Source organism: Pseudomonas putida (assembly GCF_005080685.1).
In the GTDB taxonomy this organism is placed as follows: domain Bacteria; phylum Pseudomonadota; class Gammaproteobacteria; order Pseudomonadales; family Pseudomonadaceae; genus Aquipseudomonas; species Aquipseudomonas putida_V.
Genome location: NZ_CP039371.1, coordinates 4110969 through 4136447, shown reverse-complemented (window position 1 = coordinate 4136447; position 25479 = coordinate 4110969). Strand labels below are relative to the sequence as shown.

Genomic DNA, 25479 nt, shown 5'->3' with positions numbered 1-25479 from the left:
CGAATCTATAGCACGGCCGATCTGATATGGTTTTTTTCCATCAACCTGCATCTGTAACCGTATCAGCCTCGGCAGGACAATGAGTGCCATCTCCTCATTACATCGCAGAGGTTCCGATGGGCAAGCTGGCACTGTTCTTGGGTGGTTTCCTTTTGTTGACGATTCTGGTCGGTCTGCTCGGCACCATTCCGCCGAGCTGATCTGATTAGTTGTGCCGATTCCGGCCTGATCTTGGCAGCGTGCAAGGCAAGCCAACGCGGCGTTGCTGCGTGTGCGATAAGTCGTTCTTTATGCGGGGAATTCTGTCCACAAAAAACGTGGGTAGGTCTGTGGATAACATTCTGCAGGCCAGGTGGGCGGCGGTCTCTGTCAAATTGAGCAGAATTTGAGCAGCCCTTCTCGCGGGGCTGCATCAGATGACCTGGCGGGTCGCTTCGGCCTGTTCGATCCGGTTGCGGCCATGGGCCTTGGCCCGATAAAGGGCCTGGTCGGCACTGGCCAGTAGCTGGTCCAGGCTCGGCGCGGGCGCATCGGCGGCGCAGCCGGCAAGGCCGATGCTCACGGTGATCTGCAGGCGTGCATCGCCCTGTGCCACATGCAGGTCCTGCACTGCCCGGCGCAGGCGTTCGGCAGTGAACAGCGCACGTTCCGGGGCCAGTCCCGGGATCACCACGACGAACTCCTCGCCGCCCATGCGCGCCAGCAATTCGCCGTCGTGCAGGTGTTCTTGCAGAGTCATGGCGAACTGGCGCAGCACCTGATCGCCGACCGCGTGGCCGTGCAGGTCGTTGATCGACTTGAAGTGGTCGATGTCGAGCATCATCAAGGTCAGCGGCAGGGCGGGCGCATGCTGCTGGCGGCTGTCGAGCAACGCATTGGCGCGCCGGGAGAAGGCACTGCGGGTGAGCACGCCGGTGAGGTGGTCGATGCTCGCCTGATGCGCAAGGCGCGCCATGAGGCTGCGATTGGCCTGGCTGACGCAGGCGACTACGAGTGGCCCGAGCACCAGCATGGCGATGCCCAGGCGCGCCGACATCAGCGTGGTCACTCCGCTTTGGCTTTGCGGCACGCTGAAGTGCATGAGGTTCTGCGCCACCGCCACGATCAGGGTGCTCCCTGCCGTCAAGGTGAGCAGGGAAACCAGGAAGGGCGAATAAGTCCACGCGCACCACAGCAGTGCTGCGATCGGGAAGGCGATGGCTCCTGGACCGCCGAACACGATGCTCAGCCCCAGCGATGCCAGCAGCACCAACAGCTGCGCCAGGCGCACCGGGTGGCCGCCGCTGCGTACCAGGGCACGGGAAGACGGCGCAGTGAGCAACACCGGTAGTACCAGCACGCTGGTCGAGAACTGTTCACTGAACCATGCAAGCCAAGTGGCCCACAGCGACTGCTCGAACCACGGCGTGGCCATCACGCTGGCCAGGGTGGCCGCTACCATTGCGCCTGCGGCGCAGGCGCCGAACACGCTCAGCACGCCCTGTGGCGTGCGCATTCGCCGGTGCAGCCGCGGCAGGCGCGACAGGATTGCCCAAAGGGTCACGACCACGCCGAGGTTACACAGGTTGAACCACAATGCCGGGGCCCAGGCGCTGCCGGTGGCAAGGTCGGCCAGGACCATCGCCAGCCACACCAGGGCGAAGCCGATCGGCGTCGCCTTGCGCGGGTAACGCAATAGCACCCCGGCCAGCACGGCATTCACCGGCCAGAACAACGACAGCGATTCGATGGGGCGTGCCAGGATGCCACCGAGGGTCAGGGCAAGGGTCAGGCAGAAAAGGATGGCGTAGGACAACAGGCGCGACTGGGCTGGAGAAACCATGGGCTCGACCGGCAAGCGGAGACGGAATCCAGGACGACGGCTGTGAACACCTGGGGCAATAACAATGCAGTGTGTTTCCAGACACTGGCTGATGTCAATCTGCCGCACGCTTTCGCAGGCGGCAGGCATATGCTCATGGCCTTCACAGGCGGAAGATCCATGGCACCATCAGCACGGTCACCAGCATCACCAGTACCGTAAAGGGCACGCCGATCTTGATGAAGTCGGCGAAGCGGTACTGCCCTGGCCCCAGTACCAGGGTGTTCACGGGCGACGATACCGGCGTCATGAACGCGGCCGAGGCGGCGAGGGCCACGGTCATGGCGAACGGATACGGCGACATACCCAGTTGTGCGGCCGTGCTGATCGCCACCGGTGCCATCAGTACGGCGGTGGCGGTGTTGGAGATGAACAGCCCGATCACTGCGGTGAGGGCGAACAGGCAGGCGAGGATGGCCAGCGGGCCGGCGCCGCCGAGCACGCCCACCAGGCCGCTCACCGCCAGGTCGATACCACCGGTTTTCTGCAGCGCCTGGGCGAAGGGCAGCATGCCGACGATCAGCACCAGGCTCTGCCAGTGGATCGCGCGGTAGGCGCTGTTCATGTCGATGCAGCGGCCGGCACCCATCAGCAGGCAGCCGATCAGGGCCGCGAGCACGTTGGGCACCACGCCGCTGACCATCAGCGCGACCATCACCGCCAGGCTGATCAGCGCATGCGGTGCACGTTCGCGGGCCGGCGCGACCTGGTCGATCTCTGCGGGCATGCTCAGCACCAGGAAGTCGTACGGGCGGCTTTGCAGTTGGCGTATGGCCTTCCAGGGCCCGACCACCAAAAGTGTGTCGCCCAGGCGCAGTTTTTCTTCCAGCAACTGCGCCTCGATGGCCGACTGCTCGCGGCGCAGGCCAACCACGTTGAGGTCGAAGCGCGTACGGAAAGCCAGTTCCAGAATACTTTTGCCGATGCACTGGGAACCTGGCGGCAGCGAGACTTCAGCCATGCCCAGGTCTTGCGATTGATCGATGAAATAGGCTGCCTTGAAGTGCAGGGGCTCGAGCTGCATGGTCTGGCACAAGGTGCGCAGGTCATCGCCGTCACGCGGGCCGAACAGGTCGAGGAGCAACACATCGCCCTGATGCAGCACGGTACTGGAGTCTGCCGTCATCACCCGGGTGGTGAACTTGTGCTGGCGCTCGATGCCGATCACGTTGGCGCCATGGCGGGTGCGCAGCTCCAGCTCGCCCAGGGTGTGGCCGATCAACGGCGAATGCGGGCGGATGCGCAGGCGCCGCTCGCGGCCGTTGAGCTTGTAGTCGAGCACCAGGTCGAGCAGGGTGCGCCGCGTTTCCACCCGGCCGTCCTTGCGCGCCTCGCCCTTGAGCCAATTGCGCGTGAGCAGCATGTAACCCACGCCGAGCACCAGCACCACCAGGCCGAACGGGGTGAAGCTGAAGAAATGGAAACCTGCTTCGCCGCGGCGCACCAGTTCGCTGTGAACCACGACGTTGGGCGGCGTGGCCACCAGGCTAAGCATGCCGCTGATCAGGCCGGCGAAGGCCAGTGGCATCATCAGGCGGCTGGGCGAGATACGCAGGCGCGCGGCGATGCTCAGCACCACCGGGATGAAGATCGCCACCACGCCGGTGGAACTCATGATCGATCCCAGGCCGGCCACCGATACCATCAACAGCACCAGCAGGCGCGCCTCACTGTTGCCGGCCCGTTCGCTCATCCATTCGCCGATGCGGTAGGCGATGCCGGTGCGCACCAGGCCTTCGCCGATCACGAACAATGCGGCGATGAGCACCACGTTGGGGTCGGCGAAGCCCGCCAGGGCCTGTTCGACGGTGAGGATCCCCAACAAGGGCAGGGCGAGAATGACCAGCAACGCGACCACGTCCATGCGTGGGCGATTGACGATGAACAGGGTGACGACGACGGCCAGCAGGCCGAGGACCCAGAGTAGCTCTTGGTTCATGGGGGGAGGGTGTTCCTTCACTCAAGGGGCACGATAGACAGTAGCAGCCAGTGTGCCAGCCTGCGGTGAAGGCGTTATTGACATGTTGCAGGAATTTGCCCGCGGCGGGGCAGGCCAGGGACGGCGCCCTGGCCCGGAGGGATCAGTGACGGTGGCGGCGGTGCTTGTGCTTGTGGCCGCTGCCGCTGCTGCGGTTGTTGTCACCTACATGGTTGCCCAGCGCGCCGCCGGCCGCGCCGCCGAGGCCTGCACCGATGGTGGAGCCGGTCGAACCCCCGACCGCGCCGCCCAGCAACGAGCCACCAGCCGAGCCCAGGCCACCGCCGATCGCGGCTTCGGTACGGTTGCCCTTGCGTGCGCCCACGGCGCTACCGGCTGCGCCGCCCAGGCCCGCGCCGATGGCGGCGCCCGTCTTGCCGCCCATCGATTGGCCGACGATATTGCCCAGGGCACCCCCCAGACCGCCGCCAACGGCGGCAGTACCGTCACCGGCGAAAGCGCCCTGGCACAGGAGCAGGCCAAGGGCGAGGGAAGGCAAAGTCAGACGCATGATATGAACCTCAGAGGAATCATCGGGTAAAGGTGGGTTGAACAGACGCTTCAGCGGTAGTAGCGGTCACGGTACTGACGGTTGTCGTCGTCGCGATCGTGACGGCGGTGGTGGCGGTCGCCACGGTCGTGGTCGCGCCAGCCGTCGTCGTCGCGGTAGTGGTGGTGATAGCAGCCTGCGCTGAGCAGGATGGCGGCGAGTAAAGACAGGCTGGCAATGCGCTTGATCACGATATAGGTCCTTGATCCGCAAAGGTTTACGGGACACCTACTGAGACTGGAAACGATCCATTTGGTTTCCTTGCCGCGCAAGATTTTCTGGCGCCAGCGATAAGCGGCACAGGCAGGCGAGGAGGTGGGAGGGGGTGAAACAGAAGGGAGGGCCGCCAGGATGGCGGCCCGGAGGTATTCAGGAGGCGGGATGGATGGCCAGGATCACGCCGTTGGTGATCTGCACCAGCACGTAATGGTCGCCCATGCGCACCCAGTGGCTCTCCTTTTCCGGTTCCGGCAGGCCCTTGGCCTTCCAGTCGGCGATGGTCTGGTCGTCGCGCTTGTACTGGTCGGGGGCCTTGTCACCGACTTTCACTTCGCGGTTGTGGGTTTCCGGACCCTGCATGCTTTCCTCGGCCGAGGGCGCCGCCGAGGCGGTCATGGGCAGCACGGGCAGGCCGGCGAAGAGCAGGGCGCAGATCAGGGGAAGCGGTCGCATGGCAGTTCCTTGTGCGGTAATAGGTCTTCATTGCGACAGCGCCGAACGCACGACAATTCACTCCGATTGCCCGGCAGTGCTAGAGTCGCGTTCTTTTTTCTTACCGAGGGTGGAACATGCGAGCGATCGTGCCGATGGCCGTAGTACTGATGCTGGCCGGTTGTGCTTCAGCGACCATGGATGCGGCGCGTGGCGGCAAGCCGGCGGCCCAGTTCGACTCGCAGAAGGCACCGCAGCTGGTTGCCCAGTGCATCCAGTACAGTTGGCAGGATGACGTGCGTTTCGGCGTCGACGCCAGCGGCTACCTGGAGCCGCGTGCCCAGGGCGGCCTGACGGTGTATACCCGTGGCGCCGAGTCGTTCGTTGATGTCTATCCGCAGGCTGGCGGCACTCGCGTCGACTACTACGCCAAGCAGAATGATGGCGTTGCCTTGCAGCGCCGCGCGGCCGCGGCAACCTGCCTGTAGCTCAGGCAGGGCCGCCGGCGCGATCAGGAGTCAGGACAGGTAGCCACCGTCGACGTTGAGCGCGGTGCCGGTGGTGTAGCTGGACGCATCGCTGGCCAGGTACAGCACGGCGCCGGCCATTTCCTCGGGCGCGGCCACGCGCCTGAGCGGGATCTGCTGTAGCGCAACGTTCAGGATCGCGTCGTTCTTCACCAGCGCCGAGGCGAACTTGGTGTCGGTCAGGCCCGGCAGCAGCGCATTGCAGCGAATGCCGAACTGCGCGCACTCCTTGGCGAACACCTTGGTCATGTTGATGACCGCAGCCTTGGTCACCGAATAGATGCCCTGGAAATGGCCGGGCGATACACCGTTGATCGAGGCCACGTTGATGATGCTGCCGCCGCCATGCTCGCGCATCAGCTTGCCGGCCTCCACCGACATGAAGAAGTAACCGCGGATATTCACGTCCACGGTTTTCTGGAAAGCGCTCGGGTCGGTGTCCAGCACGTTGCAGAACTGTGGGTTGGTAGCGGCATTGTTGACCAGGATGTCCAGGCGCCCGAACTGTTCGCGGATGGCGCCGAATACCTGCTGGATCTGCTCCAGCTCACCAATGTGGCAGGCCACCGCGGTCGCCTTGCCGCCCGCTTTGATGATCGCGTCGGCGACCTGTTGGCAGCCTTCGAGCTTGCGGCTGGAAACGATCACATGGGCGCCCTGCTGGGCCAGCAGATGGGCAATGGCCTCGCCGATGCCGCGGCTGGCGCCGGAGACGAAGGCGATCTTGCCGTCGAGGTCGAACAGGTGGGTCTTGGACATGCGGTGTTCCTTGTCGGTCGTCGGGGCGGTTGTCAGAGCGCGGACTTGTCGATGACCTGCAGGGTCATCTGCTCGAGCAAGCGGTTCATGTCGATGAACTGGGCGAAGCGCTTGTCCTGGGTCTGGCCGTGGTAGTAGCGGTAGTAGATCTGCTGGACGATGCCGGCCAGGCGGAACAGGCCGTAGCAATAGTAGTAGTCGAAATTGTCCAGGCGGATACCGGCGCGCTCGGCGTAGTGGTCGACGAACTGCCGGCGCGTCAGCATGCCCGGGGCGTTGCTGGGCTGGCGCCGCATCAGTTGCACAGCGGGCGGGTCGGTGGCCTCGATCCAGTAGGCCAGGCTGTTGCCCAGGTCCATCAGCGGGTCGCCGATGGTGGCCATCTCCCAGTCCAGCACGCCGATGATGCGCATGGGGTTTTCGGCATCGAGGATGACGTTGTCGAAGCGATAGTCGTTGTGCACGATGCCCGGGCGCGGGTGGTCAGCAGGCATCTTCTCGCGCAACCAGGCCATCACCTGCTCCCAGTGCGGCGCATCCGGGGTCAGGGCTTTGTCGTAGCGGCTGCTCCAGCCCTCGATCTGGCGCTGTACGTAGCCTTCGGGCTTGCCCAGGTCAGCCAGGCCACAGGCCTGGTAGTCGACCTGGTGCAGTTGCACCAGGCGGTCGATGAAGCTCTTGCACAGGTGTTCGGTACGCCGGGCATCGAGGCCGAGTCCGGTGGGAATGTCCGAGCGCAGGATCACGCCCCTGACCCGCTCCATGACGTAGAACTCGCTGCCGATCTGCGCCGTATCGGTGCAGTGCACATAGGCCTTGGGGCAGTAGGGGAAGCCGCTGTTGAGCTGGTTGAGGATGCGAAACTCCCGGCCCATGTCGTGCGCGGACTTGGCCTTCTCGCCGAAGGGCGGCCGGCGCAGCACGAATTCACGGCCTGGGTAGGCCACCAGGTAGGTCAGGTTGGAAGCACCGCCAGGGAACTGGCTGATGCTCGGCGAGCCTTCGAGCCCCTCGATGTTGTCCTTGAGAAAGGCGTCGATGACCCTCGCGTCGATTTCTTCGCCGGGGCGTACCTGGGTGGAGGGGTCGGTGAGCGTCATGCGTTTTCCTTATTATCTGTCGCAAGGACTATTGGCTAATTTAATGGCCAGCGCCGACTGGAACAAGCGTCCCAGCCTCCCCATAGGCGAGGGTGTTGCCGGCCGATCAACTGTCTTGATGACGCGTCTGCTCGGCGCGCAAAAAAAAACCGAAGCCACCAGGGCTTCGGTCTTCGTCTCGCATGGCTGGCCTGGCACTCAGGCCGGGAACAGCTCGCTCAGCTTCATCGACAGCATCATGTCGCCTTCGACGCGCAGCTTGCCGCTCATGAAGGCCTGCATGCCGTCGGTTTCGCCGTTGACGATGCCTTTGAGGGTTTCGCTGTCCATCACCAGGGTGCAGTTGGCATCCGGGTTTTCGCCTTCCTGCAGCTCGCAGGTGCCGTCCTTGACGATCAGCGCGTAGTGCTTGTCTTCGTCGGTGACGTTGAAGCCGAACACCAGGTCCAGGCCGGCGGCAGCGGATGGGTTGAACTTCTCTTGCATCTTCTTAACGGCATCAGCTACGGAGGTCATGGTGCATTCCTTATAGAGTGGTTTTCACGTCCCCGAAGGGACACAACAGGCCGGGTCATCGATAGGTGATGAGCTCCGGCGCCTTCAACAGCTGCACATGCGCCTGGCTGTTGAAGGTGGCCAGGGACACGTCGCGGCCGCGGAATTTCAGCTGGCTGAGCGACGTGTTGATGATCTGCCAGTTCAGCGCGAAGGCCTGGCTGGGGGTGATGCGTGTGACCAGGTGGAGCAGCGCGGCAATGGTACCGCCGGAGGTGAAGATGGCAATGTTGTCGCCACTGCCGGCCTGGTCCAGCACCCGCAGCAGGCCCGCTTCGACCCTGCCGGTGAAGGCCTCCCAGGTTTCCAGGCCTTCGCCCTGGTGCTGCCCATCGTGCCAGCGTTGCACCATCAGCGCGAACAGGCGCTGGAATTCGCTGCGGTGCTGGGCACCGTTGCGCAGGATGTGCAGCGCGTCGGGTTCGTCCGCCAGCAGGCCTGGGGCCAGGGCACGTACGACACCGTCGGCATCGAACTCGTTGAACGCCGGGTCGGTCTCAATGGCCGGAGCCGGGCAACCTGTGGCCTGCATCGCCTGCAGGGCGAGGCGGGCGGTGTCTTGCTGGCGCCGCAGGCTGCCGGCCAGGCAACGATCCAGGCGCACCCCAAGCTGCGCCAGGTGCTCGCCCAGGGCATGGCTCTGGCGCGCCCCGGTGGCCGACAGGACGTCGTAGTCCTCGGCGCCGAAGGAGGCTTGGCCATGTCGGATGAGGTACAGGTTGCCCACGAAGAAATCCGGCCGTTGGAAGGTTGATGCGAGGTTAGGATGCGCCACCGAGGCTGTCAACGAAAAAACATACAAGCGTTTGAAAAGCTTGTTTGAACTGTGTTGCCAGCATTTGCACCGGCTGGCAGGGTCACTGGCGCACCGGTATGCTTGCTACAGTTTCGCGCCGCGCAGGCGCTGGTCTATCAAGGAGTCAACGTGGAGTTTCTTGCCGAATACGCAAGCTTTCTGGCCAAAACCGCCACCCTGGTGATCGCCATCCTGGTGGTGCTCTCCGCCATCGTCGGCATGCGGGGGAAGGGGCGGCGCAAGTCGGGTGGACAATTGCACGTCACCCGCCTGAACGAGTTCTACAAGGAACTGCGCGAGCGCCTGGAGTCGGGCCTGCTCGACAAGCCGCAGCTCAAGGCCTTGCGCAAGCAGCAGGCCAAGGCGGAAAAACAGCAGAAGAAGGGCAAGGGCAAGGCCGAGGAAAAGCCCCGGGTGTTCGTGCTCGACTTCGACGGCGACATCAAGGCCTCGGCTACCGAGAGCCTGCGCAACGAAATCACCGCGCTGCTGACCCTGGCCACCCCGCGTGACGAAGTGGTGCTGCGCCTCGAGAGCGGCGGCGGCCTGGTACACAGCTACGGCCTGGCCGCCTCGCAACTGGCGCGCATCCGCCAGGCTGGCATCCCGCTGACCGTGTGCATCGACAAGGTAGCGGCCAGCGGCGGCTACATGATGGCCTGCATCGGCGAGAAGATCGTCAGCGCTCCGTTCGCCGTGCTCGGCTCCATCGGTGTGGTGGCGCAGTTGCCCAACGTGAATCGCCTGTTGAAGAAGCACGACATCGACTTCGAGGTGCTGACTGCCGGTGAGTACAAGCGCACCCTCACCGTGTTCGGTGAAAACACCGAGAAGGGCCGGGAGAAGTTCCAGGAAGACCTCGACGTGACCCATCAGTTGTTCAAGGATTTCGTCAGCCGCTACCGCCCGCAGCTGCATATCGACGAAGTGGCGACCGGCGAGGTCTGGCTGGGCGTCGCTGCACTCAACCGCAAACTGGTGGACGAGCTGCGTACCAGCGACGAATACCTCAGCGACCGTGCCCGCGAGGCCAACCTGTTCCACGTGCACTATGCCGAGCGCAAGAGCCTGCAGGAGCGGATCGGCGTGGCGGCGAGCGGTACCGTGGAGAACACCGTGGTCAGCCTCTGGAGCAAATTCGGCCGCTTGCGCTAACACCTTGAACCTCTTGAAGATTTTTTTAAATCAGGGGGTTGCAAGGTTGTTCGAATGCAGACATAATGGCGCCCATCGAAACGCAGCGAACTTTGAAAAAGGTTCAGTGTTTCAAGGAGATAGCAAAGCGTAAGCAGCTAGATCCGACTTTGAGGCCGAGTAGCAAAGTGGTTATGCTCCGGATTGCAAATCCGTCTACGCCGGTTCGATTCCGACCTCGGCCTCCATATTCGAAAGCCCCGCAGATTAACGTCTGCGGGGTTTTTCTTTATGGGCTGAAAAAGGCAGGAGTTCCGAAACTAAAGGCATGGAGTTCCGAAACCTCAGCCTTTCGAAGGCTTGGCGATGGCCCCGACGCGGCGGTAAACACGCTCGGTAATTCCCTCCTTTGAGTGCCCCAACAGCACGCTTGCATCGCTCAGGTCGTTGATCTCCGACGCCGCCTTCGGTCGGATATCGCGGAACTGGAACTGGGCGATTCGATTGGCCAGGTCAGGCTTCTTCTCGACCTCGGCTTTCACTCTGGCGTCCTCCCGCGCATCTGCCCAGCGATTGCGCAGCATCGCCCAGCTCATGCGCTTACCGTGCTCGTTGACGATGAAGAACGGCGACAGGTGCTGGCTGGTGCGGATCATGATGCGCTCGAGCAGCAGTCCCAGGCTGTTCTTCACTCCGTCCACCTCAAGGACGATCCTCAATCGTTTGCTGGTTTTGCCCTGGCTGACCAGTAGATAGATTCCCTCCACATCGTCCTTTCGCATGGACAGTACGTCTGCCGGTCGCTGGCCGGTCAGGTACGCCAGGTCCATCGCATCCTTCAGCTCCGGTGGAGCTGCCTCATACACCGCCTGCCACACCGTTTCGTTGGCGTAGAAGTCGCGCGGTTTCTCCTTGTTCTTTCTCACGCCCAAGCACGGGTTATCCCGTGTGGTCAGCCCCCATTCCCGCGCCGTGTTGAAAACGTGGGAGAGCAGGGCGATCTCCCTGTTTGCGCGTGTCTTGGCCGACCGCGAATCCCTGTACTGGGCGATCATGGCTGGCGTGATGGCATCGATCGGCGCTGAATCGAACACGGCCCGCAGCTGCTTGAGCTCGTAGATGTTGTCCTTCTGCGTCCGTGCTGCCTTGCCCGGGATGATCTTGCGCTCGTACTCGTCGAAAATGCCCTGCATGGTCTTCAGTTCGCTCGGCGTCGCCTTTGCCTCCAGGGCCGCCCACTCCAGCTTGGCTTGCACCAGGTCGGTACCGAGTGGGATTTCCTTGCCGTTCTGGTCGCGGTAGTAGTACCCGACCCACACCTTTCCGTTCTTCCTGGTGCGCTTGCGCCGGTACATGCCCGGCGGCAGGTCGCGATTCTCGGTACTTCTGGGTCGCATTTCACTTCACTCGGGAGAAGTCAGGGGTCCAGGCTGGCGCCGGGGGTGGTGCAGCGGTCACGGGGACGGTGTCGATAACCACGCCGCCCAACTTCTGGCGAGCGTACTGGCGGCCTACCAGGGGGCGACCGCCGCGGCTCGGAGTGTAAGCGGACTGACTGTCAACCTCACCGCTCCAATCCTGGCAAGTATGTCGATCGTGCTGGATGGCAACGGCAAGGGCCTGAAGATTTACAAGATGAATCCCACCAGGCCGAAGATCCGCGGTGGTGACATTTTGATGCCTACCAGCGGTGTGATGATTGCTGGGCTTCTCGGCGATGTAACGCGCAATGCCCAATTCGAGTACGTGCGGGTATTTGGTACATCAGGTGGCGGCATCATTCACCAGCGGGCACTTGGGGGAACTTCCCTGTTCTGCGAGACATTCAGCGATAGGGAGTCAGCAGCGGCTGACAACTACGGGCTCAGACTCAGTAACGCGCAGCATTGTCTTGTTTCGGGTGGGACATTTCACGCTAGGCGGCATGGCATCACCATGGGAGGTAACGATTTGCCTGGCAGTGTGCCAACGCGCTTCTGCGTTGTTGATGGCGCAGAAACGTCTTCTTGGGATGTCCAAGGGTCGGATATGCATGGAAACGTTGAGCATTGCCAGTACGTGAACTGCATCCACCGTAATGGCGTGACTATCAGCGGCAATCACAACAGTGTGCGCGGTGGCACGGTCTTCGCTCCAGCTCTGGCTGCCACGGGTAACGGTGTTGCAATCTCTATCAACGAGATGCGTGGAACCAGCTTCCTGTTTGAAGGTTTCAAGATAATCGCAGACGGCGATCCTTCGACTACCAGCCGGGGTGTGATTGATTGCGGAGGAAACAGTGTGAGCATGTCAGCGGACACCATTCTAGGTGGGTGCATGACTTTCCGCGATATCGATATGAGCGCGCCGAATGCTAGGATTCCAATCAAGATTGTAAACCGTGGATCTACTGCTACAGGAAAGTGTGTTGACATAAAGATAAACTGTCCTGATTCCCCTGTAACTCGTTCCTCGAACGGCATAATTCAGAGCCTCTCAGGCACTCAGTTTGACCGCGTAAGATTTGAGGTTGATCTTCCGAACGCAGGCGCACCAGCAGGCACAACCATCGATGCGGCAAAGGTATGCGGCATGACTGAGGGTGGTACAGTTGCAGCAGTGACAACCGCCACCACATTCCAAGATGTGCCAATCACCTTCAATCGAAGGTTCCCTAAAGCGCCGTCAATGCGCCTGAATGGAAACCTTTCTGCTGCCGGGGTGAACATATTCTACACACCGATATCAATTACCACGAACGGCGCAACACTTCGTATCTATACGACCGGGGGTAGCATGACGGCAGGCGTAGCAGTGAATCTGATGTGGGAAGCTATTCTTAACGAATAGCTTCACTTTTAATCAAAGCCCTGTTGGATTCCAGTGTTCAGAAAATTCCTTCAAAGTTTTGTTTTTTGTTATTGAATAAAGGTTATTTAGTAGGTAGATGTGGGTGGAATGATATCGGATGTTGTAGTGCGGTTTTTCTCGACCATAAGTCCTGAAAGTAAGGTCATATGATGAGGATCCCCCGAAGTCGTAGTAAGGTAATATTTTAACTAATGTCTTCATGCCTTCTTGAAAAGCTTCATGCGCCTTTTCTGATCCGGTAACACTCCACCAGTCATATAATCCTATCAGGGTAAACATATAGCCGTTAAGCGTGTAGATTCCACGGTCACCAATGTACTCTTCAAAGAAAATATAATTGTTGAGAGACGGATCAAGTCCAGCCATTGAGCTAAGTGGGCCGCCATGAGATACGGGGACCATTAAAAAATCTAGAGCCTTATTACCTGCGTCAAGATAATCCTGACGCTTGTCAAATGTATAGGCTCTAGCAAGAACGCTCATGGCCAAACCTTGAGCCATTCCGCTAGACCAGCCGACAGGGTATGATTTTGAAAGCGCGTAATGCTTGAAAGAGAAACCATACCTAAATGATCCATCAAATCCCTGCATGGACATTAGTTTATTTGTGGCAGCCCAAAACTTATTTGTTGGTCTTTCAGGAAGATTCTTTCCGTACTCGTACAGCGCGAAATTTGAAATTGTTATTGGGTTATACTGATATTGGCTTTCGTACAAAACTGTCGGTAGCCCATTTCCATCGAGCTTGATACGACCCTCATTCTTGAATGACTGGGTTTTGCTGTAGTTCATGTAGTCTCCGGTAGGAGAGTACTCTTGCGACCTGAGAGCAGGTCTGTATGGGGATTTTTTAAAATCCTCTAAAAGAGATTTTCCGTATTCATAGTTGCTTTCAGACACGACTGGATCTGGCCATTTAGGTATGAATTGGTAGCCAACATATCCGACTAGCGCGAGAGCTATGACTGAAACTACGGTAATTGATATTTTTTTCATCGGTCCATTGATCTTTGATTAGCTTTATGAAACGCCGAGCATGATAGCGTCGGCTGCCTGATAAACCAACGTCGAGGCGTGGCAATGCTGCACATCTGGTCAATAATTGATCTGTCGATTCGCCTACTCATGGTGGTTATATGGACACCAGCAATTTCGCTGTGCCGGGAACGGTGACGGCCACAACGGTGATCTGACCGGCAAGCGCAACAAGGGTACACTGCTGCTGAGCGATGGCCCGAACGAGGCAGCAGCTGGTGATGTGGTAGGAGTTCTGGTCATTGGCCGGCTCGCATGACGAGGGACAATCCTGGGACACTGGATGTCCCAAATGCTCATGAACTACCAACACCAGCCATTAAGGCATAGACCAGTGATTACGCGACCTACAGCCTGCAGGGCGCGAAAAACCTAGGCCCTATAGCGGATTGCAAATCCGTCTACGCCGGTTCGATTCCGACCTCGGCCTCCATATTCGAAAGCCCCGCAGATTAACGTCTGCGGGGTTTTTCTTTATGGGTCGGAAAATGTGGAAGTTCCAGAACGGGGGATGGTTTCAGGGGCGTGCGCCACATTTGGCTTGTTTTCTTGCTCCGTCGGCGGAGCTTCTCATGCCTGCATCGTCTAGATTTCATGGGGTCACCTATGCATAAGGAATCAGTCATGGCCAGGTGTGGATTCGTCATCGCGGCAATCACATCCATTTCGTTGCTGGCCGGGCCAACGCTCGCGCTGGCCGATCCCGGTAATGGGAAGGGGCAAGGGCATGGCAAGGGCCAAGGGCATGCAGAAAGCCACCAGAAGAAAAGCGGACACTACGATGGGCACTCAGGCCCCTCTATCGACCGTGGCGATGTGCTGGGCATTTTGAGAGGCCATCGTGATTACTGGAGCCCTGGGCCAGCGTTGCCGCCGGGTATCCAGAAGAACCTGGCGCGAGGCAAGCCGCTTCCGCCCGGGATCGCCAAGAAACTCGATGGTCGCTTGCTTGGCCAATTGCCGCACTACGATGGCTATGAATGGCAGCAGGCGGGGGTGGACTTGATCTTGGTGGCCGTGGCAACGGGCATTATCTACGAGGTGCTCAACGGCGCGCTGGACTGAGCGCAACCACCCGGCACAAAAAAACGCGCCAGCGGCAGGCCCTACCGTTGGCGCGTTTTTTCGACAAGCCTCAGAGCTTGGAAGACGGGGTCTCGACCACCTCGGACGCCTCAGCACTGGAGATCGATTCAACTGCAGGGGTGGCAGCAGCCGGCATCACGTTGGTCAGTGTGACCGCATATTTACCCAGGTCGGTTTCCATGCGCTGGAAGTTCACGGCCACCTTCTCACCTTGCCAGGCCATGACTTCGGTCTGGTAGGACGCGCCGGATTTCATCTTGATCCACTGCATGTGCTGGTCGCCCGGCTCGCCAAAGCGTTGGGTCAGCATGTCCGTTACCAGGTACAGGCTGTTGGCGTTGCCGCTGAATACCAGTTGGTTGAGTTGGCCGTCCTTGAGGTTGGCGACCAGCGTGTAACCCGGCGAGATCGGCAGGTAGGGCAGGCCGCGGACTTCGAAGCTGTCAGGGTTGGCGGTGGCGACACGGCACAGGCCCTCGGGCTTGCTGCCGTCGGCGGCGCACTCGGGCACTTGCTGGACGAAGTCGCCCTGCAGATCTACACCGAGGAACGCGGTCGGTTCCTGCGACCAGGTGCTGCGGTTTTCATCAGCCCAGGCAGCGCTCACAATGAGCAATTGCGCCGAAATGACGAGAAGGGAAAGGGGTTTCATGGAATCCGTCCTTGGGAATATATGGACAATAGGAGTGCAGAATACTCGCCCGGAAGCGGTCTTCAATGCTGCCAAAGTGCTATGCGTACAATGGTAACAATGTCGAAATGATGTAGGAAGGCCTCCATTTGTAATGGCAGGCGCGCTTGAAGTGTGAGATGCGTCACAAAATCGAGGGGTGTTTGGCGTGGGACAAAGAAAAACCCGCCGCTTGGGGCGGGTTCAAAGAACGTTTGGAGCTATGCCAGGATACCTATTCACATGTCAGAATTTTGTGAAGGACAGTGGATCTTTTTCCAATCGTCAGGCATGGGTCAGCTCCAGGCGGCTTATCACACAGATCGAGGCATCATCGGCCGGGGTTTCATCGGTGTAGTCGACCTGGTTGTATACCCCGCCATGGAAGTTGAAGGTGCGGGTCGCCCAGGAGCTTGCCAGTTGCAGGGTCGCGGCGGTGCCGTTGCGTCCATTGCAGCTGGCGTTGACCGTGCAAGTACCGCTGCCGCTGACCTCGATGACGACCTCGAACGGTGTGCCCAATGGCACGTCAGCCAGCAAGGTGCTGCTGGTGCTGGCCACCTGGTTGAATTCGGCGCGCAGGCCGACGGTGATCTTGCCCTTGTTCCAGAACACCTTGATTGGCGGGTTGTCGTCATCCTTGACGTGCAGTTGTGAAATCACCACTTTCTGCGCCAGGTTGACCTTTTCCAGGGTCATTGCCTGAGCGTTGCGGTGGCGAGTGGCGCTGCCAAGCGCCCAATACACGGCTTCCTTCCATTCGCAGCGAGTGCGGTGGGTGCTTTTGCTCGATGCCCCCTTGGTGGGGGCGGTCATGCGGATCGAGCCGTCGGGCAGGCGGGCCACTACCTGGGTCAGGGTCGCCAGGGCCTGGGCACCGCTCACTTCGAGCGCAACGGGGTTGCTGGCGGATTTGGGCACCGGGGTTGTGATGGTCAGGTTGTCGATATTCACGGCCATTGGCGTTCTCCTTTGAAAGACAAGTCCTGCCTTTCTTGCGAGCCTTGGCACGGGCTGCAAAGTTCCGGCTTTCTGCCCAGTGGCCGCGCATAAAAAAGCCCACCGTGAAGGTGGGCAACGAACGTCTGAAGGGAGAGCCTGCAGACTACAGCGGGTTGGGTTAAGCGGGGATTAACCCAAATGCATTGACCACAGGCGATGATGTGCCTATACAGGCCTGGCCAATTCCCAGGAGCCAATATGCGCGACGAAGATGACCTGAATGAACCCGAACACGATCACCTGCTCGACCAGGAGTTTCTCTACGACGACCTCGACCACGAAGCGGATGCCCAGGGCGCCGAGGACGAAGTCGAGGAAGATGAAGACACGCTGGATGACTTTCTCGATGACGACGAAGGCCACCCAGCCTGGCTCGACGATGTCGACGACTGAGTCAGCGTCCGTCGACCGAGAAGCGCCCCGGCCCGCTTACCGCCAGTAGCAGCAGGCCGCCGATGATGCTCAGGTTCTTCAGGAACTGGGTCATGTTGGCGCTGCGCTCTGGGTCGACCATGTTCCAGAACGGGTGGCCAATCAGCGCGGTGCCGAGCACGAAGAGGGCGAACAGAAACGCCAGTGGCCGGGTATAGAAACCCAGGATCAGCACGATCGCGACGAAGAATTCCATGAACACTGCAACCGCCGCCGCCAGCGTTGGGGCAGGGGCTCCAAGTGAACTCATGTAGCCGACCGTGCCATCGAAACCGGTGAGCTTGGCCCAGCCTGACAGCACGAACAGGATCATCAGCAGTACGCGTGCGAGCAGGATGATCAGGTCGCGTTGGCCTTCGAACAGGGAATAGCGCATGGCGGTGTTCCAGTGGAGGAGGACAAGCTCCACTCTAGCAGTTGCATGGCGGTTTGCTGGCGCGCAAGGGCAAGCGCGGCGGGTAGCTGGAAATTGATCGTCCAGCGTGACGAAAATAGTACATTGGCGAGTGCGTGAGTCGGCGTCAGATGCAAGAAAGCCCAGCGTTCACTGGGCTTTTCTGCTTAAAACTGGTGCCCCGAGCCGGACTCGAACCGGCACGTCTCGCGACGGCGCATTTTAAGTGCGATGTGTCTACCAATTTCACCATCAGGGCATGACGGGAAGCTGGCGATTAGACACGAAAAGGCGGCGGAAATCAATGTATTAGACGCTGTCGCGGCCTTGTCCTACAGGTTTGTCCCGGTGCAGGAAGCCCTCGCCGTAGAGGCTCTGGCAGAACCGGGCGCGCCTTTGATGAGCCTGACTATGGCCAGGGATGTGTCAGGCTAAGGGTGGCTCGCGGCGATATACCTGCAGCTTATATGCACCAATGTTATATATCCCCCGTGCGCAGCGCCTATGATCAAGAATGGAGACCGTCGCGCCGGGTTGATTGACACCACAATGTCAATAAGCCACTGTCGCGGTTTAAATTGGATCCAAGAGTGTGAAGCCATGACCCTGGCCACTCCTCCTGCCCAACCCGGACGTTTGATTCGTCCCCGGCTGTTCTGGCGCCTGTTGTTTGCCCAGGTGGTGCTGCTGGCCGCCTTCCTGTACCTGTGCCTGATCTGCCTCGGGGGTTATTTGCTGATGCTCGCGTTCGATGCCGAGTACCCTGACACGCAACGCTTGCAGGCCCTGCTCGGAGGTGGTTCGATCAGCCTGGTCGGGGCCTGGCTGCTGAAAGTGGCCATGCCGCGTCGGGTCAGCCCATTGCTGATCGAGGCAGACCCGTGAACGGCCCGTGCATTCCTCGCGCTTGAGCTGTCCGGCCAAGCCCGTTGTATCCCTCCCGCCGTGCCAGTGGAGCGTGTATGGTTTCAGCTGAATGTCTCGACCAGGCGGTGATGCCTGCCGAGCGCTACGAGCAACTGGTGCAGTCGGTGGTCGACTATGCCATCTACATGCTCGACCCCCTTGGCCACGTGGTGTCGTGGAACGCCGGGGCAGAGCGGATCAAGGGCTATCGCGCCGACGAGGTGATCGGTCGGCATTTCTCTTTGTTCTTCACTCCTCAGGATATCCGCGACGGCCGCCCCGAGCGGCTGTTTCGCGAAGCGCTCGACAAGGGCGTGGCGCAGGATGAAGGTTGGCGGGTGCGCAAGGACGGTACGCAGTTCTGGGCCCTGGCCGCGCTCGATGTGATCCGCGACGAACAGGGCCAGATCGTCGGGCTGGCCAAGGTCACGCGGGACATCACCGACCGCCGCGAGTCCGCCCAGCAGCTCGATGCCGTGCGCGCCCAGCTGTTCCAGGCACAGAAGCTCGAGGCCCTTGGGCAGTTGGCCGGCGGTATGGCCCATGACTTCAACAACCTGCTCACCATCATTCTCAGTTCCGCGCGCCTGGCGCTCAATGCGCAGGACCCGGCGCGGATCCAGCGCATGCTCGAGCACATCGTCGATGCTGGACAACGCGGGACGCAACTGACCCAGCAACTGCTCAGCTTTGCCCGCCACCGGCAATTGAACGTGACGCGCATTGCCCCTGCCGAACTGATCGCATCCACGCGTGGTCTCATCGAGCATGCATTGCCCAGCGCTATCGCGCTGCACCAACGCGTGCCGTCCGACCTGCCATTGATCGATGTGGATGCCGGACAGTTGCAGATGGTGCTGCTCAACCTGCTGTTCAATGCCCGCGATGCCATCGAGGGTGAAGGGCGTATCGAGCTGTCGGTGGACACCGTGACATTGGCCGGTGAAGTGGATGGCTTGTGTGGCCCGCATGTACGCTTCGATATTCGGGATACGGGGTCGGGTATCGATCCTGTCGTGTTGCCGCGGATCTTCGAACCGTTCTTCACCACCAAGCCCTTCGGCAAAGGTACGGGCCTCGGGCTCAGCCAGGTGTATGGCTTCGCCAAACAGAGCAATGGTGCAATCAGCGTGGCCAGCAGCGTAGGCGAAGGCAGTTGCATGAGCCTCTACCTGCCGGCATGTCCAGGCGACCCCCGGTAAAGGAAGGCATCATGGTTCAGGCATTGCAGCGGTTGACGACTGGAATAGAGGGGCTCGATGCCCTGCTCAAGGGAGGCTTGGTCGCGGGCGCCTCCTACATCGTCCAGGGCCCACCGGGTGCGGGCAAGACCATCCTGGCCAACCAACTGGCCTGTAACCACGTGCGCCAAGGGGGCCGCGTGCTGGTGGCGACCTTGCTCAGCGAGTCCCACGAGCGGTTGTTCCAGTACCTGGGCACATTGGAGTTCTTCGACCCCACGTTGGTGGGGGACCCCATCCAGTTCGTCAGCGCCTTCGACACCCTCGAGCAGGAAGGCCTCGAGGCTGTGGTGCGGCTGCTGCGCCAGGAAATTTCCCGGCAGCAGGCCAGCCTGTTGATCGTCGATGGCGTACTCAATGCTCGGGTACGTGCCGAAACCACCCTCGACACCAAGAAATTCGTCTCCGAACTGCAGGGGCATGCCGCCTTCGCCGGCTGTACCGTGTTGCTGCTGACCAGCGCGCGCCTGGACGAGGGCAGCCCGGAGCACACCATGGTCGACGGCGTGATCGAGCTTGGCGAACAACTGGTAGGCAGCCGCGCGGTGCGCCATGTCCAGCTGCGCAAGACCCGTGGCAGCGCGGCGTTGTCGGGCCGACATGAGTGCTTCATCGACGACCGCGGGCTGCACGTGTACCCGCGCCTGGAAGCGCTGTACAGCCACCCAAGCCAGTACGGTAATGACGGCCTGGAGCGCGTCACCAGTGGCGTGCCGACGCTGGACGCGATGCTCGAAGGGGGGCTGGCCAGTGGCTCGGTCAGCCTGTTGATGGGCCCTTCCGGGGTCGGCAAGACCTCGTTGGGGCTGGCTTTTCTCGGCGCATCCACGCCTGACTCGCCGGGCCTGCATTTCGGCTTCTACGAAACCCCGGCACGCCTGCGCCTGAAGGCTGCCTCGTTGGGCTTCGACTTTGCCGCGCTGGAGCGCCAGGGCGCCTTGGCGCTCAGTTGGCAACCTACCACAGAGGGGCTGTTGGACGAGGTCGGCGCTCGCTTGCTGGCACAGGTGGATGCCCAGGGCAGCAAGCGCGTGCTGATCGACAGCCTTGGTGCTTTCAGCCGCCTGGCAGTCGAGCCGGCGCGGCTCAATGGCTTTTTCCGCGCGTTGGCCGGCGAGCTGCGAGCCCGTAACGTCAGCGTGATGCTGACCTGGGAAATGCGCGACCTGTTCGGCGCGGAGATCAGTGCGCCGGCGCCGGACCTTTCCAGCCTGGTCGACAACCTCGTGTTGATGCGCTTCGTCGAGCTGGACTCGCAGTTGCGGCGCTTGTTGTCGATTCTCAAGGTGCGCGACAGCAACCATGACCCTGCCTTGCACGACCTGCAGATCGGGCCAGGAGGTATTACCCTGACCCGTGCGTTCGAAGGTGCCTGTGGGGTGTTGTCGGGTACGCCCGTGCCGCAGGGCAGTGGCTGAAGGCTCGCCCATGAACACTATCCTGGTCGTCGATGACGAGTACCTGATTGCCGATATCCTCGGCTTCGCCCTGGAGGACGCAGGCTATCTGGTGGAAAAGGCCAGCAACGGGCGCAAGGCCCTGGAAGCGCTGCAGGACAAACGCGTGCAGCTGGTGATCACCGACTACATGATGCCGGTGCTCAATGGCGAGGAGCTGGTGCGGGCGATTCGCGAGGAACTGGAACTGGCGGACCTGCCGGTGATTCTCATGAGCGGCGCCCAGGCAAGCCAGGGCCTGGTCTGCCCGCAATGGTTCGCGGCAGTTTTCGACAAGCCGTTCGACATGGACAGGATGATCGCCAAGGTTCGGGAGCTGCTAGGCACCTGAGTGCCGGTTGGGCGCTTGAGGCGCAGGGCTGCGCCTGAGCGGGCGGGGCAGAACAAGCGCATCCGTGCGGCTTGAGGACGAACGATCAGTGATGATCTTCGTTGCCCTTTTCCGGGGCCGGGCTGCCAGCCTGGATGCGTTTGAAGATTTCCTCGCGGTGAACCTGGACATCCTTGGGTGCATCGATGCCGATTCTCACCTGCATCCCTTTGACTCCCAGAATGGTGACTTTGATGTCGTCGTTAATGACGATGCTTTCGCCAACCTTACGGGTGAGTATCAGCATGTAGTTCTCCTTGGTGATATAAAAGTCCGTCGGGCCAAATGCCGCGGCGGTGGGAGCCTGTCCCTCTTCCTTCTCATTAAAGACGCTTTCGGCGGATAGTAATTCCCCGAACTCACAAAAACTGTTGAGTGTCTTCACTTGCAGGCGCCGAGATAAAGCCTCAATGAAGCGTCGGCGAAGGTGCTCGCTGGCAAGAATAGGGGGCTTCGCGCCGGATGGGAAATTTCTCTGCATGATCGTTTAGATAGCCCTGTTCAATCGGTCGTGAGCGCCTCCTGCGCTTGCAGAAACAGCAGCAATGCCACTTCCTCCGCCTGCAAGCCTTTGCGGCGGCGATGCCTGGGTAGATCCGCGAGCCGCCCCAGGTGGTAGTGTTCGAGCACGGCAGGGTGGATGTAGCAGCGTCGGCACACTGCCGGTGTGTTGCCCAGGCGCTGGGCTACCTGGCGAACGATGGCCGCCACTTGGCGCTTGGCTTCGCTTTCCGGCTCCCAGGCCAGGGGCCGCAGCAGGCTCAGCGCCAGGCTGCTGCCCGCCCAGGTGCGATAGTCCTTGGCGGTGAAGTCGGCCCCGGTCAGTTGCTGGAGAAACTGGTTCACCTCGCTGGAGCCGACGCTGTGGCGTTGGCCTTGCTCGTCCAGATACTGGAACAGCGCCTGCCCGGGCAGCTCCATGCAACGTTTCAGCAGGTTGGCCAGGCGCCGGTCGCGCAGGGTGACGTCGTGCTCGACACCCCGCTTGCCGCGGAACTGGAAGCGTACGGTGCTGCCCTGGACCTTGACGTGACGGTTGCGCAATGTGGTCAAGCCGTACGACTTGTTGTCGCGCAGGTACTGCGGATTGCCGATGCGGATCAGCGTATTGTCGAGCAGGCTCACCACCAGTGCCATGACCTTTTCCCGGTCCAGCCCCGGGCGTGCCAGGTGCAGTTCCAGTTGTGCGCGCAGCTTGGGCAGCGCCTGGGCGAAGGCCAGCATGCGCCCATACTTGTGCTGGTCGCGCAGGGCGCGCCACTCGGCGTGGTAGCGGTATTGCTTGCGACCGCGGGCGTCGCGGCCGGTAGCTTGCAGGTGACCTTGCGGGTCGGCGCAGATCCACACGTCGGTGTAGGCCGGTGGGATCACCAGCGCGGCGATGCGCGCCAGGGTGTCCGGATCACGCACCCGCTCGCCGTCGGCGTCCAGGTAGATGAAGCGATCGCGCCAGCGCTTTCGGCTAAGGCCGGGCTGGCTGTCGTCGACATAGTGCAGGGAGCGGGGCAATGGGCAGTCGAGCATGGACGCGTTCCGTCGAGCAGGTATTGCTCAATGGACAGCGCGCTCAGCCCAACAGTGCCACCGACTTTATCTGCGCCCACAGTGCCTGGCCGGGGTGCAGACGCAGTTGGTCCGCCGAGTAGCGGGTGATGCGCGCCAGCAGGGTATTGCCGCCGGCATCCAGACTCACCAGCACATGCGCGGGGTTGTCGGCCGGGCGGCTTTCCCGGACATGCACCAGCAGGCGATTGAGGATGCTCGAGGCGCTGTCGGCCGCCAGCGCCAGGCTGACATCGCGGGCCTGGACCTTGATACGCAAGGTACTGCCGATGCTGTGCGCCGGGTGGGCGATGCGCAGCACTGGGCCTTCGCTGCCAGGCAGGCGCAGGTCGAGCAGATCGTAGCGGGGGTCGTGGCCAACCACCCTGCCATCGAACACCACCCCGGCGTCATCGTCCTGGGCCAGTGAAAGGTCCAGGCGTGCCAGGGTCGTGCCGATCGGGCCGCTGGCCGTGGCCCGGCCTTGTTCCAGCAGCACCAGGTGGTCGGCCAGGCGGGCGACTTCGTCCTGGGCATGGCTGACGTACACCACCGGGATATCCAGTTCGTCGTGCAGGCGTTCGAGGTAGGGCAGGATCTCGCGTTTGCGTGGCCCGTCCAGCGCGGCCAGCGGTTCGTCCATCAGCAGTAGCCGCGGGCTGCTCAGCAGGGCACGAGCGATGCCCACGCGCTGCGCCTCGCCACCGGACAGGGTGGCTGGCCTGCGCTCGAGCAGATGGCCGATGCCCAACAGCTCGCTGGCCTGCGCCAGGCTGACCTTGCGCTGATTGGCCGCTACCCGGCGCCAGCCGAATTCCAGGTTGCCGCGCACCGACAGGTGCGGGAACAGGCTGGCTTCCTGGAACACGTAGCCCAGCGGGCGCAGGTGCGGTGCGACGAAGTGGCCACGGGCGCTGTCTTCCCAGACCTCGCCGTTGACCTCGATGTAGGCGCTGGCAGCCCGCTCGAGGCCGGCCAGGCAGCGCAGGCAGGACGTCTTGCCCGAGCCCGAATGGCCGAACAGCGCGCTGATGCCGCGCCCTGGCAATTGCAGGTCGACATCCAGCTTGAAGTCGGCGCGCACCAACTGCAGGCGCGCCACGATCGATGCGGTCATATCAGCTCCAGCCAGCCTTGCCGCGGCGCCCTGCATACAGCATCAGCAGCACCAGGAAGGAGAACACCAGCATGGCCCCGGCCAGCCAGTGGGCCTGGGCGTATTCCATGGCCTCGACGTGATCGAAGATCTGCACCGAGACCACGCGGGTCTTGTCGGGAATGTTGCCGCCGATCATCAGTACCACGCCGAACTCGCCTACGGTGTGGGCGAAGCCGAGGATGCTGGCAGTGACGAAGCCTGGGCGGGCCAGCGGCAGCACGACGTGCACGAAGGTGTCCCAGGGGCTGGCGCGAAGGGTGGCAGCTACTTCCAACGGTCGCTGGCCGATGGCGCCGAAGGCGTTCTGCAGCGGCTGTACCACGAAGGGCATCGAATACACCGTCGAGCCGATCACCAGCCCGGTGAAGCTGAACACCACGGTGCCCAGGCCCAGTGCCTGGGTCGCTTGACCGAGCCAGCCGTGCGGGCCCAGCGCGATCAGCAGATAAAAACCAATGACCGTCGGCGGCAGCACCAGCGGCAGCGCCACCACCGCACCCACCGGGCCGCGCAACCACGAGCGCGTGCGCGCCAGCCACCAGGCGATGGGCGTGCCCACCACCAGCAGGATCAGGGTGGTCAGGCTGGCCAGTTTGATGGTCAGCCAGACCGCCCCCAGGTCACTGGCGTCCAGTGGCATCAGCGTTCATAACCGAACGACTTGATCACCGCTGCCGCTTTCGGCCCCTTGAGGTACTCGACCAGGGCCTTGGCCGCTGCGCTGTCCTTGCCTTTGTTGAGGATCACGGCGTCCTGGCGGATCGGCTCGTGCATGTCGGCCGGGACGATCCATGCCGAGCCGCTCTGCACCTTGCCGTCCTTGTAGATCTGCGACAGGGCGACGAAGCCCAGTTCAGCGTTGCCGGTGGAGACGAACTGGTAGGCCTGGGTGATGTTCTGGCCTTCGACGATCTTGGCCTTGGTGGCGTCGGTCAGGCCAAGCTTGGCCAGCACCTGGGTGGCGGCCAGGCCGTACGGGGCGGCTTTCGGGTTGGCGATGGAGAGGTGCTTGAACGCGTTGTTCTTCAGCACTGCGCCCTTGTCGTCGACGTAACCGTCCTTGGCCGACCACAAGGCCAGGGTGCCGATGGCGTAGGTGAAGCGCGAGCCGGGAACGATTTCGTTTTCGGCTTCGAGCTTGGCCGGGGTGCTGTCGTCGGCGGCGAGGAACACTTCGAATGGCGCGCCGTTCTTGATCTGCGCATAGAACTGCCCGGTAGCGCCGTAGGCGGCGACCAGCTTGTGCCCGGTGTCTTTCTCGAAGTCCTTGGCGATGGCCTGGATCGGCGCTGTAAAGTTGGCGGCGACAGCCACCTGGACTTCATCGGCCCAGGCGCTGTTGAGGGAAAGCAGGCTGGCCAGGGCGGTGGCGGCCAGGTGGGTCAGGCGGATACGCATGAAGACAGCTCCTTGGGGGGCATCGT

The 25479-nt window shown here is 61.6% G+C and carries 28 protein-coding genes and 2 tRNA genes; 10 read left to right on the top strand and 20 right to left on the bottom strand.

Features of this window, described 5'->3' with window-relative positions; translation table 11 throughout:
• Positions 1–412: 412 nt before the first annotated feature.
• The 5 genes from E6B08_RS18900 to E6B08_RS18880 form a co-directional block, all read right to left on the bottom strand.
• On the bottom strand, positions 413–1837 hold the full coding sequence (locus tag E6B08_RS18900; protein ID WP_136915445.1) for a GGDEF domain-containing protein: 1425 nt from the start codon (positions 1835–1837) through the stop codon (positions 413–415).
• Between the two features lie 127 nt (positions 1838–1964).
• The gene (locus E6B08_RS18895; protein ID WP_136915444.1) at positions 1965–3800 is read right to left on the bottom strand and encodes an SLC13 family permease; all 1836 of its coding nucleotides are present in this window, start codon (positions 3798–3800) and stop codon (positions 1965–1967) included.
• A gap of 142 nt (positions 3801–3942) precedes the next feature.
• Positions 3943–4350 (bottom strand): glycine zipper domain-containing protein, encoded by a 408-nt coding sequence (locus tag E6B08_RS18890; protein WP_136915443.1) that lies wholly within the window; start codon positions 4348–4350, stop codon positions 3943–3945.
• A 50-nt stretch (positions 4351–4400) separates the two neighbouring features.
• Complete coding sequence (locus tag E6B08_RS18885; RefSeq protein WP_136915442.1) at positions 4401–4580, bottom strand: hypothetical protein; 180 nt, start codon at positions 4578–4580, stop codon at positions 4401–4403.
• 178 nt (positions 4581–4758) lie between these two features.
• Positions 4759–5061 carry an RcnB family protein gene (locus tag E6B08_RS18880; RefSeq protein WP_136915441.1) on the bottom strand — a complete coding sequence of 101 codons (303 nt, stop codon included), beginning with the start codon at positions 5059–5061 and terminating at the stop codon, positions 4759–4761.
• Between the two features lie 116 nt (positions 5062–5177).
• Here E6B08_RS18880 and E6B08_RS18875 point away from each other — a divergent pair, with 116 nt between their 5' ends.
• Entirely contained in the window at positions 5178–5528 is a 351-nt protein-coding gene (locus E6B08_RS18875; protein ID WP_136915440.1) for a hypothetical protein, read from the top strand.
• A 30-nt stretch (positions 5529–5558) separates the two neighbouring features.
• Here the strand turns inward: E6B08_RS18875 and E6B08_RS18870 are convergent, their stop codons facing one another.
• From E6B08_RS18870 to E6B08_RS18855, 4 genes are all read right to left on the bottom strand, one after another.
• Positions 5559–6326 (bottom strand): SDR family oxidoreductase, encoded by a 768-nt coding sequence (locus E6B08_RS18870; RefSeq protein ID WP_136915439.1) that lies wholly within the window; start codon positions 6324–6326, stop codon positions 5559–5561.
• A 32-nt stretch (positions 6327–6358) separates the two neighbouring features.
• Positions 6359–7426 carry a phosphotransferase family protein gene (locus tag E6B08_RS18865; RefSeq protein WP_136915438.1) on the bottom strand — a complete coding sequence of 356 codons (1068 nt, stop codon included), beginning with the start codon at positions 7424–7426 and terminating at the stop codon, positions 6359–6361.
• Positions 7427–7624: 198 nt separating this feature from the next.
• Entirely contained in the window at positions 7625–7942 is a 318-nt protein-coding gene (locus E6B08_RS18860) for an SCP2 sterol-binding domain-containing protein (protein ID WP_136915437.1), read from the bottom strand.
• Positions 7943–7997: 55 nt separating this feature from the next.
• Positions 7998–8708 (bottom strand): histidine phosphatase family protein, encoded by a 711-nt coding sequence (locus tag E6B08_RS18855; protein ID WP_136915436.1) that lies wholly within the window; start codon positions 8706–8708, stop codon positions 7998–8000.
• Positions 8709–8906: 198 nt separating this feature from the next.
• Between E6B08_RS18855 and sohB the strand changes: the two genes are divergently transcribed.
• Both sohB and E6B08_RS18845 read left to right on the top strand, forming a co-directional pair.
• Positions 8907–9932 carry a protease SohB gene (gene sohB, locus E6B08_RS18850; protein ID WP_136915435.1) on the top strand — a complete coding sequence of 342 codons (1026 nt, stop codon included), beginning with the start codon at positions 8907–8909 and terminating at the stop codon, positions 9930–9932.
• Positions 9933–10085: 153 nt separating this feature from the next.
• Positions 10086–10159, top strand: a tRNA-Cys gene (locus E6B08_RS18845).
• 96 nt (positions 10160–10255) lie between these two features.
• Here E6B08_RS18845 and E6B08_RS18840 read toward each other — a convergent pair.
• Entirely contained in the window at positions 10256–11308 is a 1053-nt protein-coding gene (locus E6B08_RS18840; protein ID WP_136915434.1) for a tyrosine-type recombinase/integrase, read from the bottom strand.
• A 190-nt stretch (positions 11309–11498) separates the two neighbouring features.
• Here E6B08_RS18840 and E6B08_RS30870 point away from each other — a divergent pair, with 190 nt between their 5' ends.
• Complete coding sequence (locus tag E6B08_RS30870) at positions 11499–12740, top strand: hypothetical protein (RefSeq protein ID WP_192938562.1); 1242 nt, start codon at positions 11499–11501, stop codon at positions 12738–12740.
• A gap of 12 nt (positions 12741–12752) precedes the next feature.
• Here the strand turns inward: E6B08_RS30870 and E6B08_RS18825 are convergent, their stop codons facing one another.
• Positions 12753–13757, bottom strand: a complete 1005-nt coding sequence (locus E6B08_RS18825) for a D-glucuronyl C5-epimerase family protein (protein ID WP_136915431.1) — start codon at positions 13755–13757, stop codon at positions 12753–12755.
• Positions 13758–14420: 663 nt separating this feature from the next.
• On the opposite strand from E6B08_RS18825, the gene E6B08_RS18820 reads away from it, so the two are divergent.
• On the top strand, positions 14421–14861 hold the full coding sequence (locus E6B08_RS18820) for an anti-virulence regulator CigR family protein (RefSeq protein ID WP_136915430.1): 441 nt from the start codon (positions 14421–14423) through the stop codon (positions 14859–14861).
• A gap of 70 nt (positions 14862–14931) precedes the next feature.
• Here E6B08_RS18820 and E6B08_RS18815 read toward each other — a convergent pair whose 3' ends face one another.
• On the bottom strand, positions 14932–15534 hold the full coding sequence (locus tag E6B08_RS18815; protein WP_136915429.1) for a hypothetical protein: 603 nt from the start codon (positions 15532–15534) through the stop codon (positions 14932–14934).
• Positions 15535–15837: 303 nt separating this feature from the next.
• Positions 15838–16512, bottom strand: coding sequence for a polysaccharide lyase family 7 protein (locus tag E6B08_RS18810; RefSeq protein WP_136915428.1), 675 nt, complete (start codon positions 16510–16512; stop codon positions 15838–15840).
• 240 nt (positions 16513–16752) lie between these two features.
• Between E6B08_RS18810 and E6B08_RS18805 the strand changes: the two genes are divergently transcribed.
• Positions 16753–16947, top strand: a complete 195-nt coding sequence (locus tag E6B08_RS18805; protein WP_136915427.1) for a hypothetical protein — start codon at positions 16753–16755, stop codon at positions 16945–16947.
• 1 nt (position 16948) lies between these two features.
• Here E6B08_RS18805 and E6B08_RS18800 read toward each other — a convergent pair whose 3' ends face one another.
• Together E6B08_RS18800 and E6B08_RS18795 are read right to left on the bottom strand one after the other, a co-directional pair.
• Positions 16949–17362 carry a DoxX family protein gene (locus tag E6B08_RS18800; RefSeq protein ID WP_136915426.1) on the bottom strand — a complete coding sequence of 138 codons (414 nt, stop codon included), beginning with the start codon at positions 17360–17362 and terminating at the stop codon, positions 16949–16951.
• A gap of 192 nt (positions 17363–17554) precedes the next feature.
• Positions 17555–17639 (bottom strand) — tRNA-Leu (locus E6B08_RS18795).
• 341 nt (positions 17640–17980) lie between these two features.
• Between E6B08_RS18795 and E6B08_RS18790 the strand changes: the two genes are divergently transcribed.
• The 4 genes from E6B08_RS18790 (at position 17981) to E6B08_RS18775 (ending at position 21315) form a co-directional block, all read left to right on the top strand.
• Positions 17981–18265: a hypothetical protein gene (locus E6B08_RS18790; protein WP_192938561.1), complete on the top strand. Its 285-nt coding sequence runs from the start codon at positions 17981–17983 to the stop codon at positions 18263–18265.
• A 77-nt stretch (positions 18266–18342) separates the two neighbouring features.
• Positions 18343–19488 (top strand): two-component system sensor histidine kinase NtrB, encoded by a 1146-nt coding sequence (locus E6B08_RS18785; protein WP_136915425.1) that lies wholly within the window; start codon positions 18343–18345, stop codon positions 19486–19488.
• 11 nt (positions 19489–19499) lie between these two features.
• On the top strand, positions 19500–20945 hold the full coding sequence (locus E6B08_RS18780; RefSeq protein ID WP_136915424.1) for an ATPase domain-containing protein: 1446 nt from the start codon (positions 19500–19502) through the stop codon (positions 20943–20945).
• A gap of 10 nt (positions 20946–20955) precedes the next feature.
• Positions 20956–21315 (top strand): response regulator, encoded by a 360-nt coding sequence (locus E6B08_RS18775; protein ID WP_136915423.1) that lies wholly within the window; start codon positions 20956–20958, stop codon positions 21313–21315.
• A gap of 85 nt (positions 21316–21400) precedes the next feature.
• Here E6B08_RS18775 and csrA read toward each other — a convergent pair whose 3' ends face one another.
• The 5 genes from csrA to modA all read right to left on the bottom strand — a co-directional run bounded on the left by csrA (position 21401) and on the right by modA (position 25453).
• The gene (gene csrA / locus E6B08_RS18770; protein WP_136917441.1) at positions 21401–21601 is read right to left on the bottom strand and encodes a carbon storage regulator CsrA; all 201 of its coding nucleotides are present in this window, start codon (positions 21599–21601) and stop codon (positions 21401–21403) included.
• Positions 21602–21855: 254 nt separating this feature from the next.
• Positions 21856–22878 (bottom strand): DNA topoisomerase IB, encoded by a 1023-nt coding sequence (locus E6B08_RS18765; protein ID WP_136915422.1) that lies wholly within the window; start codon positions 22876–22878, stop codon positions 21856–21858.
• 43 nt (positions 22879–22921) lie between these two features.
• Entirely contained in the window at positions 22922–24013 is a 1092-nt protein-coding gene (gene modC, locus E6B08_RS18760; RefSeq protein WP_136915421.1) for a molybdenum ABC transporter ATP-binding protein, read from the bottom strand.
• A 1-nt stretch (position 24014) separates the two neighbouring features.
• A complete protein-coding gene (gene modB, locus E6B08_RS18755) occupies positions 24015–24695 on the bottom strand; it encodes a molybdate ABC transporter permease subunit (RefSeq protein ID WP_136915420.1) in 681 nt (226 codons plus the stop codon).
• On the bottom strand, positions 24695–25453 hold the full coding sequence (gene modA, locus E6B08_RS18750; protein ID WP_136915419.1) for a molybdate ABC transporter substrate-binding protein: 759 nt from the start codon (positions 25451–25453) through the stop codon (positions 24695–24697). The genes modB and modA overlap by 1 nt, the downstream gene beginning before the upstream one ends.
• Positions 25454–25479: the final 26 nt, after the last annotated feature.

Bases quoted from the DNA above. Each gene is read 5' to 3' on its own strand.
- csrA (WP_136917441.1), bottom strand. From the start codon at position 21,601: ATGCTGATACTCACCCGTAAGGTTGGCGAAAGCATCGTCATTAACGAC.
- modC (WP_136915421.1), bottom strand. From the start codon at position 24,013: ATGACCGCATCGATCGTGGCGCGCCTGCAGTTGGTGCGCGCCGACTTC.
- E6B08_RS18815 (WP_136915429.1), bottom strand. From the start codon at position 15,534: ATGAAACCCCTTTCCCTTCTCGTCATTTCGGCGCAATTGCTCATTGTG.
- E6B08_RS18895 (WP_136915444.1), bottom strand. From the start codon at position 3,800: ATGAACCAAGAGCTACTCTGGGTCCTCGGCCTGCTGGCCGTCGTCGTC.
- E6B08_RS18820 (WP_136915430.1), top strand. From the start codon at position 14,421: ATGGCCAGGTGTGGATTCGTCATCGCGGCAATCACATCCATTTCGTTG.
- E6B08_RS18775 (WP_136915423.1), top strand. From the start codon at position 20,956: ATGAACACTATCCTGGTCGTCGATGACGAGTACCTGATTGCCGATATC.
- modA (WP_136915419.1), bottom strand. From the start codon at position 25,453: ATGCGTATCCGCCTGACCCACCTGGCCGCCACCGCCCTGGCCAGCCTG.
- modB (WP_136915420.1), bottom strand. From the start codon at position 24,695: ATGCCACTGGACGCCAGTGACCTGGGGGCGGTCTGGCTGACCATCAAA.
- E6B08_RS30870 (WP_192938562.1), top strand. From the start codon at position 11,499: ATGTCGATCGTGCTGGATGGCAACGGCAAGGGCCTGAAGATTTACAAG.
- E6B08_RS18805 (WP_136915427.1), top strand. From the start codon at position 16,753: ATGCGCGACGAAGATGACCTGAATGAACCCGAACACGATCACCTGCTC.
- E6B08_RS18890 (WP_136915443.1), bottom strand. From the start codon at position 4,350: ATGCGTCTGACTTTGCCTTCCCTCGCCCTTGGCCTGCTCCTGTGCCAG.
- E6B08_RS18840 (WP_136915434.1), bottom strand. From the start codon at position 11,308: ATGCGACCCAGAAGTACCGAGAATCGCGACCTGCCGCCGGGCATGTAC.
- E6B08_RS18860 (WP_136915437.1), bottom strand. From the start codon at position 7,942: ATGACCTCCGTAGCTGATGCCGTTAAGAAGATGCAAGAGAAGTTCAAC.
- E6B08_RS18780 (WP_136915424.1), top strand. From the start codon at position 19,500: ATGGTTCAGGCATTGCAGCGGTTGACGACTGGAATAGAGGGGCTCGAT.
- E6B08_RS18875 (WP_136915440.1), top strand. From the start codon at position 5,178: ATGCGAGCGATCGTGCCGATGGCCGTAGTACTGATGCTGGCCGGTTGT.
- E6B08_RS18800 (WP_136915426.1), bottom strand. From the start codon at position 17,362: ATGCGCTATTCCCTGTTCGAAGGCCAACGCGACCTGATCATCCTGCTC.
- E6B08_RS18880 (WP_136915441.1), bottom strand. From the start codon at position 5,061: ATGCGACCGCTTCCCCTGATCTGCGCCCTGCTCTTCGCCGGCCTGCCC.
- E6B08_RS18765 (WP_136915422.1), bottom strand. From the start codon at position 22,878: ATGCTCGACTGCCCATTGCCCCGCTCCCTGCACTATGTCGACGACAGC.
- E6B08_RS18790 (WP_192938561.1), top strand. From the start codon at position 17,981: ATGACCCTGGCCACTCCTCCTGCCCAACCCGGACGTTTGATTCGTCCC.
- E6B08_RS18865 (WP_136915438.1), bottom strand. From the start codon at position 7,426: ATGACGCTCACCGACCCCTCCACCCAGGTACGCCCCGGCGAAGAAATC.
- E6B08_RS18825 (WP_136915431.1), bottom strand. From the start codon at position 13,757: ATGAAAAAAATATCAATTACCGTAGTTTCAGTCATAGCTCTCGCGCTA.
- E6B08_RS18785 (WP_136915425.1), top strand. From the start codon at position 18,343: ATGGTTTCAGCTGAATGTCTCGACCAGGCGGTGATGCCTGCCGAGCGC.
- E6B08_RS18870 (WP_136915439.1), bottom strand. From the start codon at position 6,326: ATGTCCAAGACCCACCTGTTCGACCTCGACGGCAAGATCGCCTTCGTC.
- E6B08_RS18810 (WP_136915428.1), bottom strand. From the start codon at position 16,512: ATGGCCGTGAATATCGACAACCTGACCATCACAACCCCGGTGCCCAAA.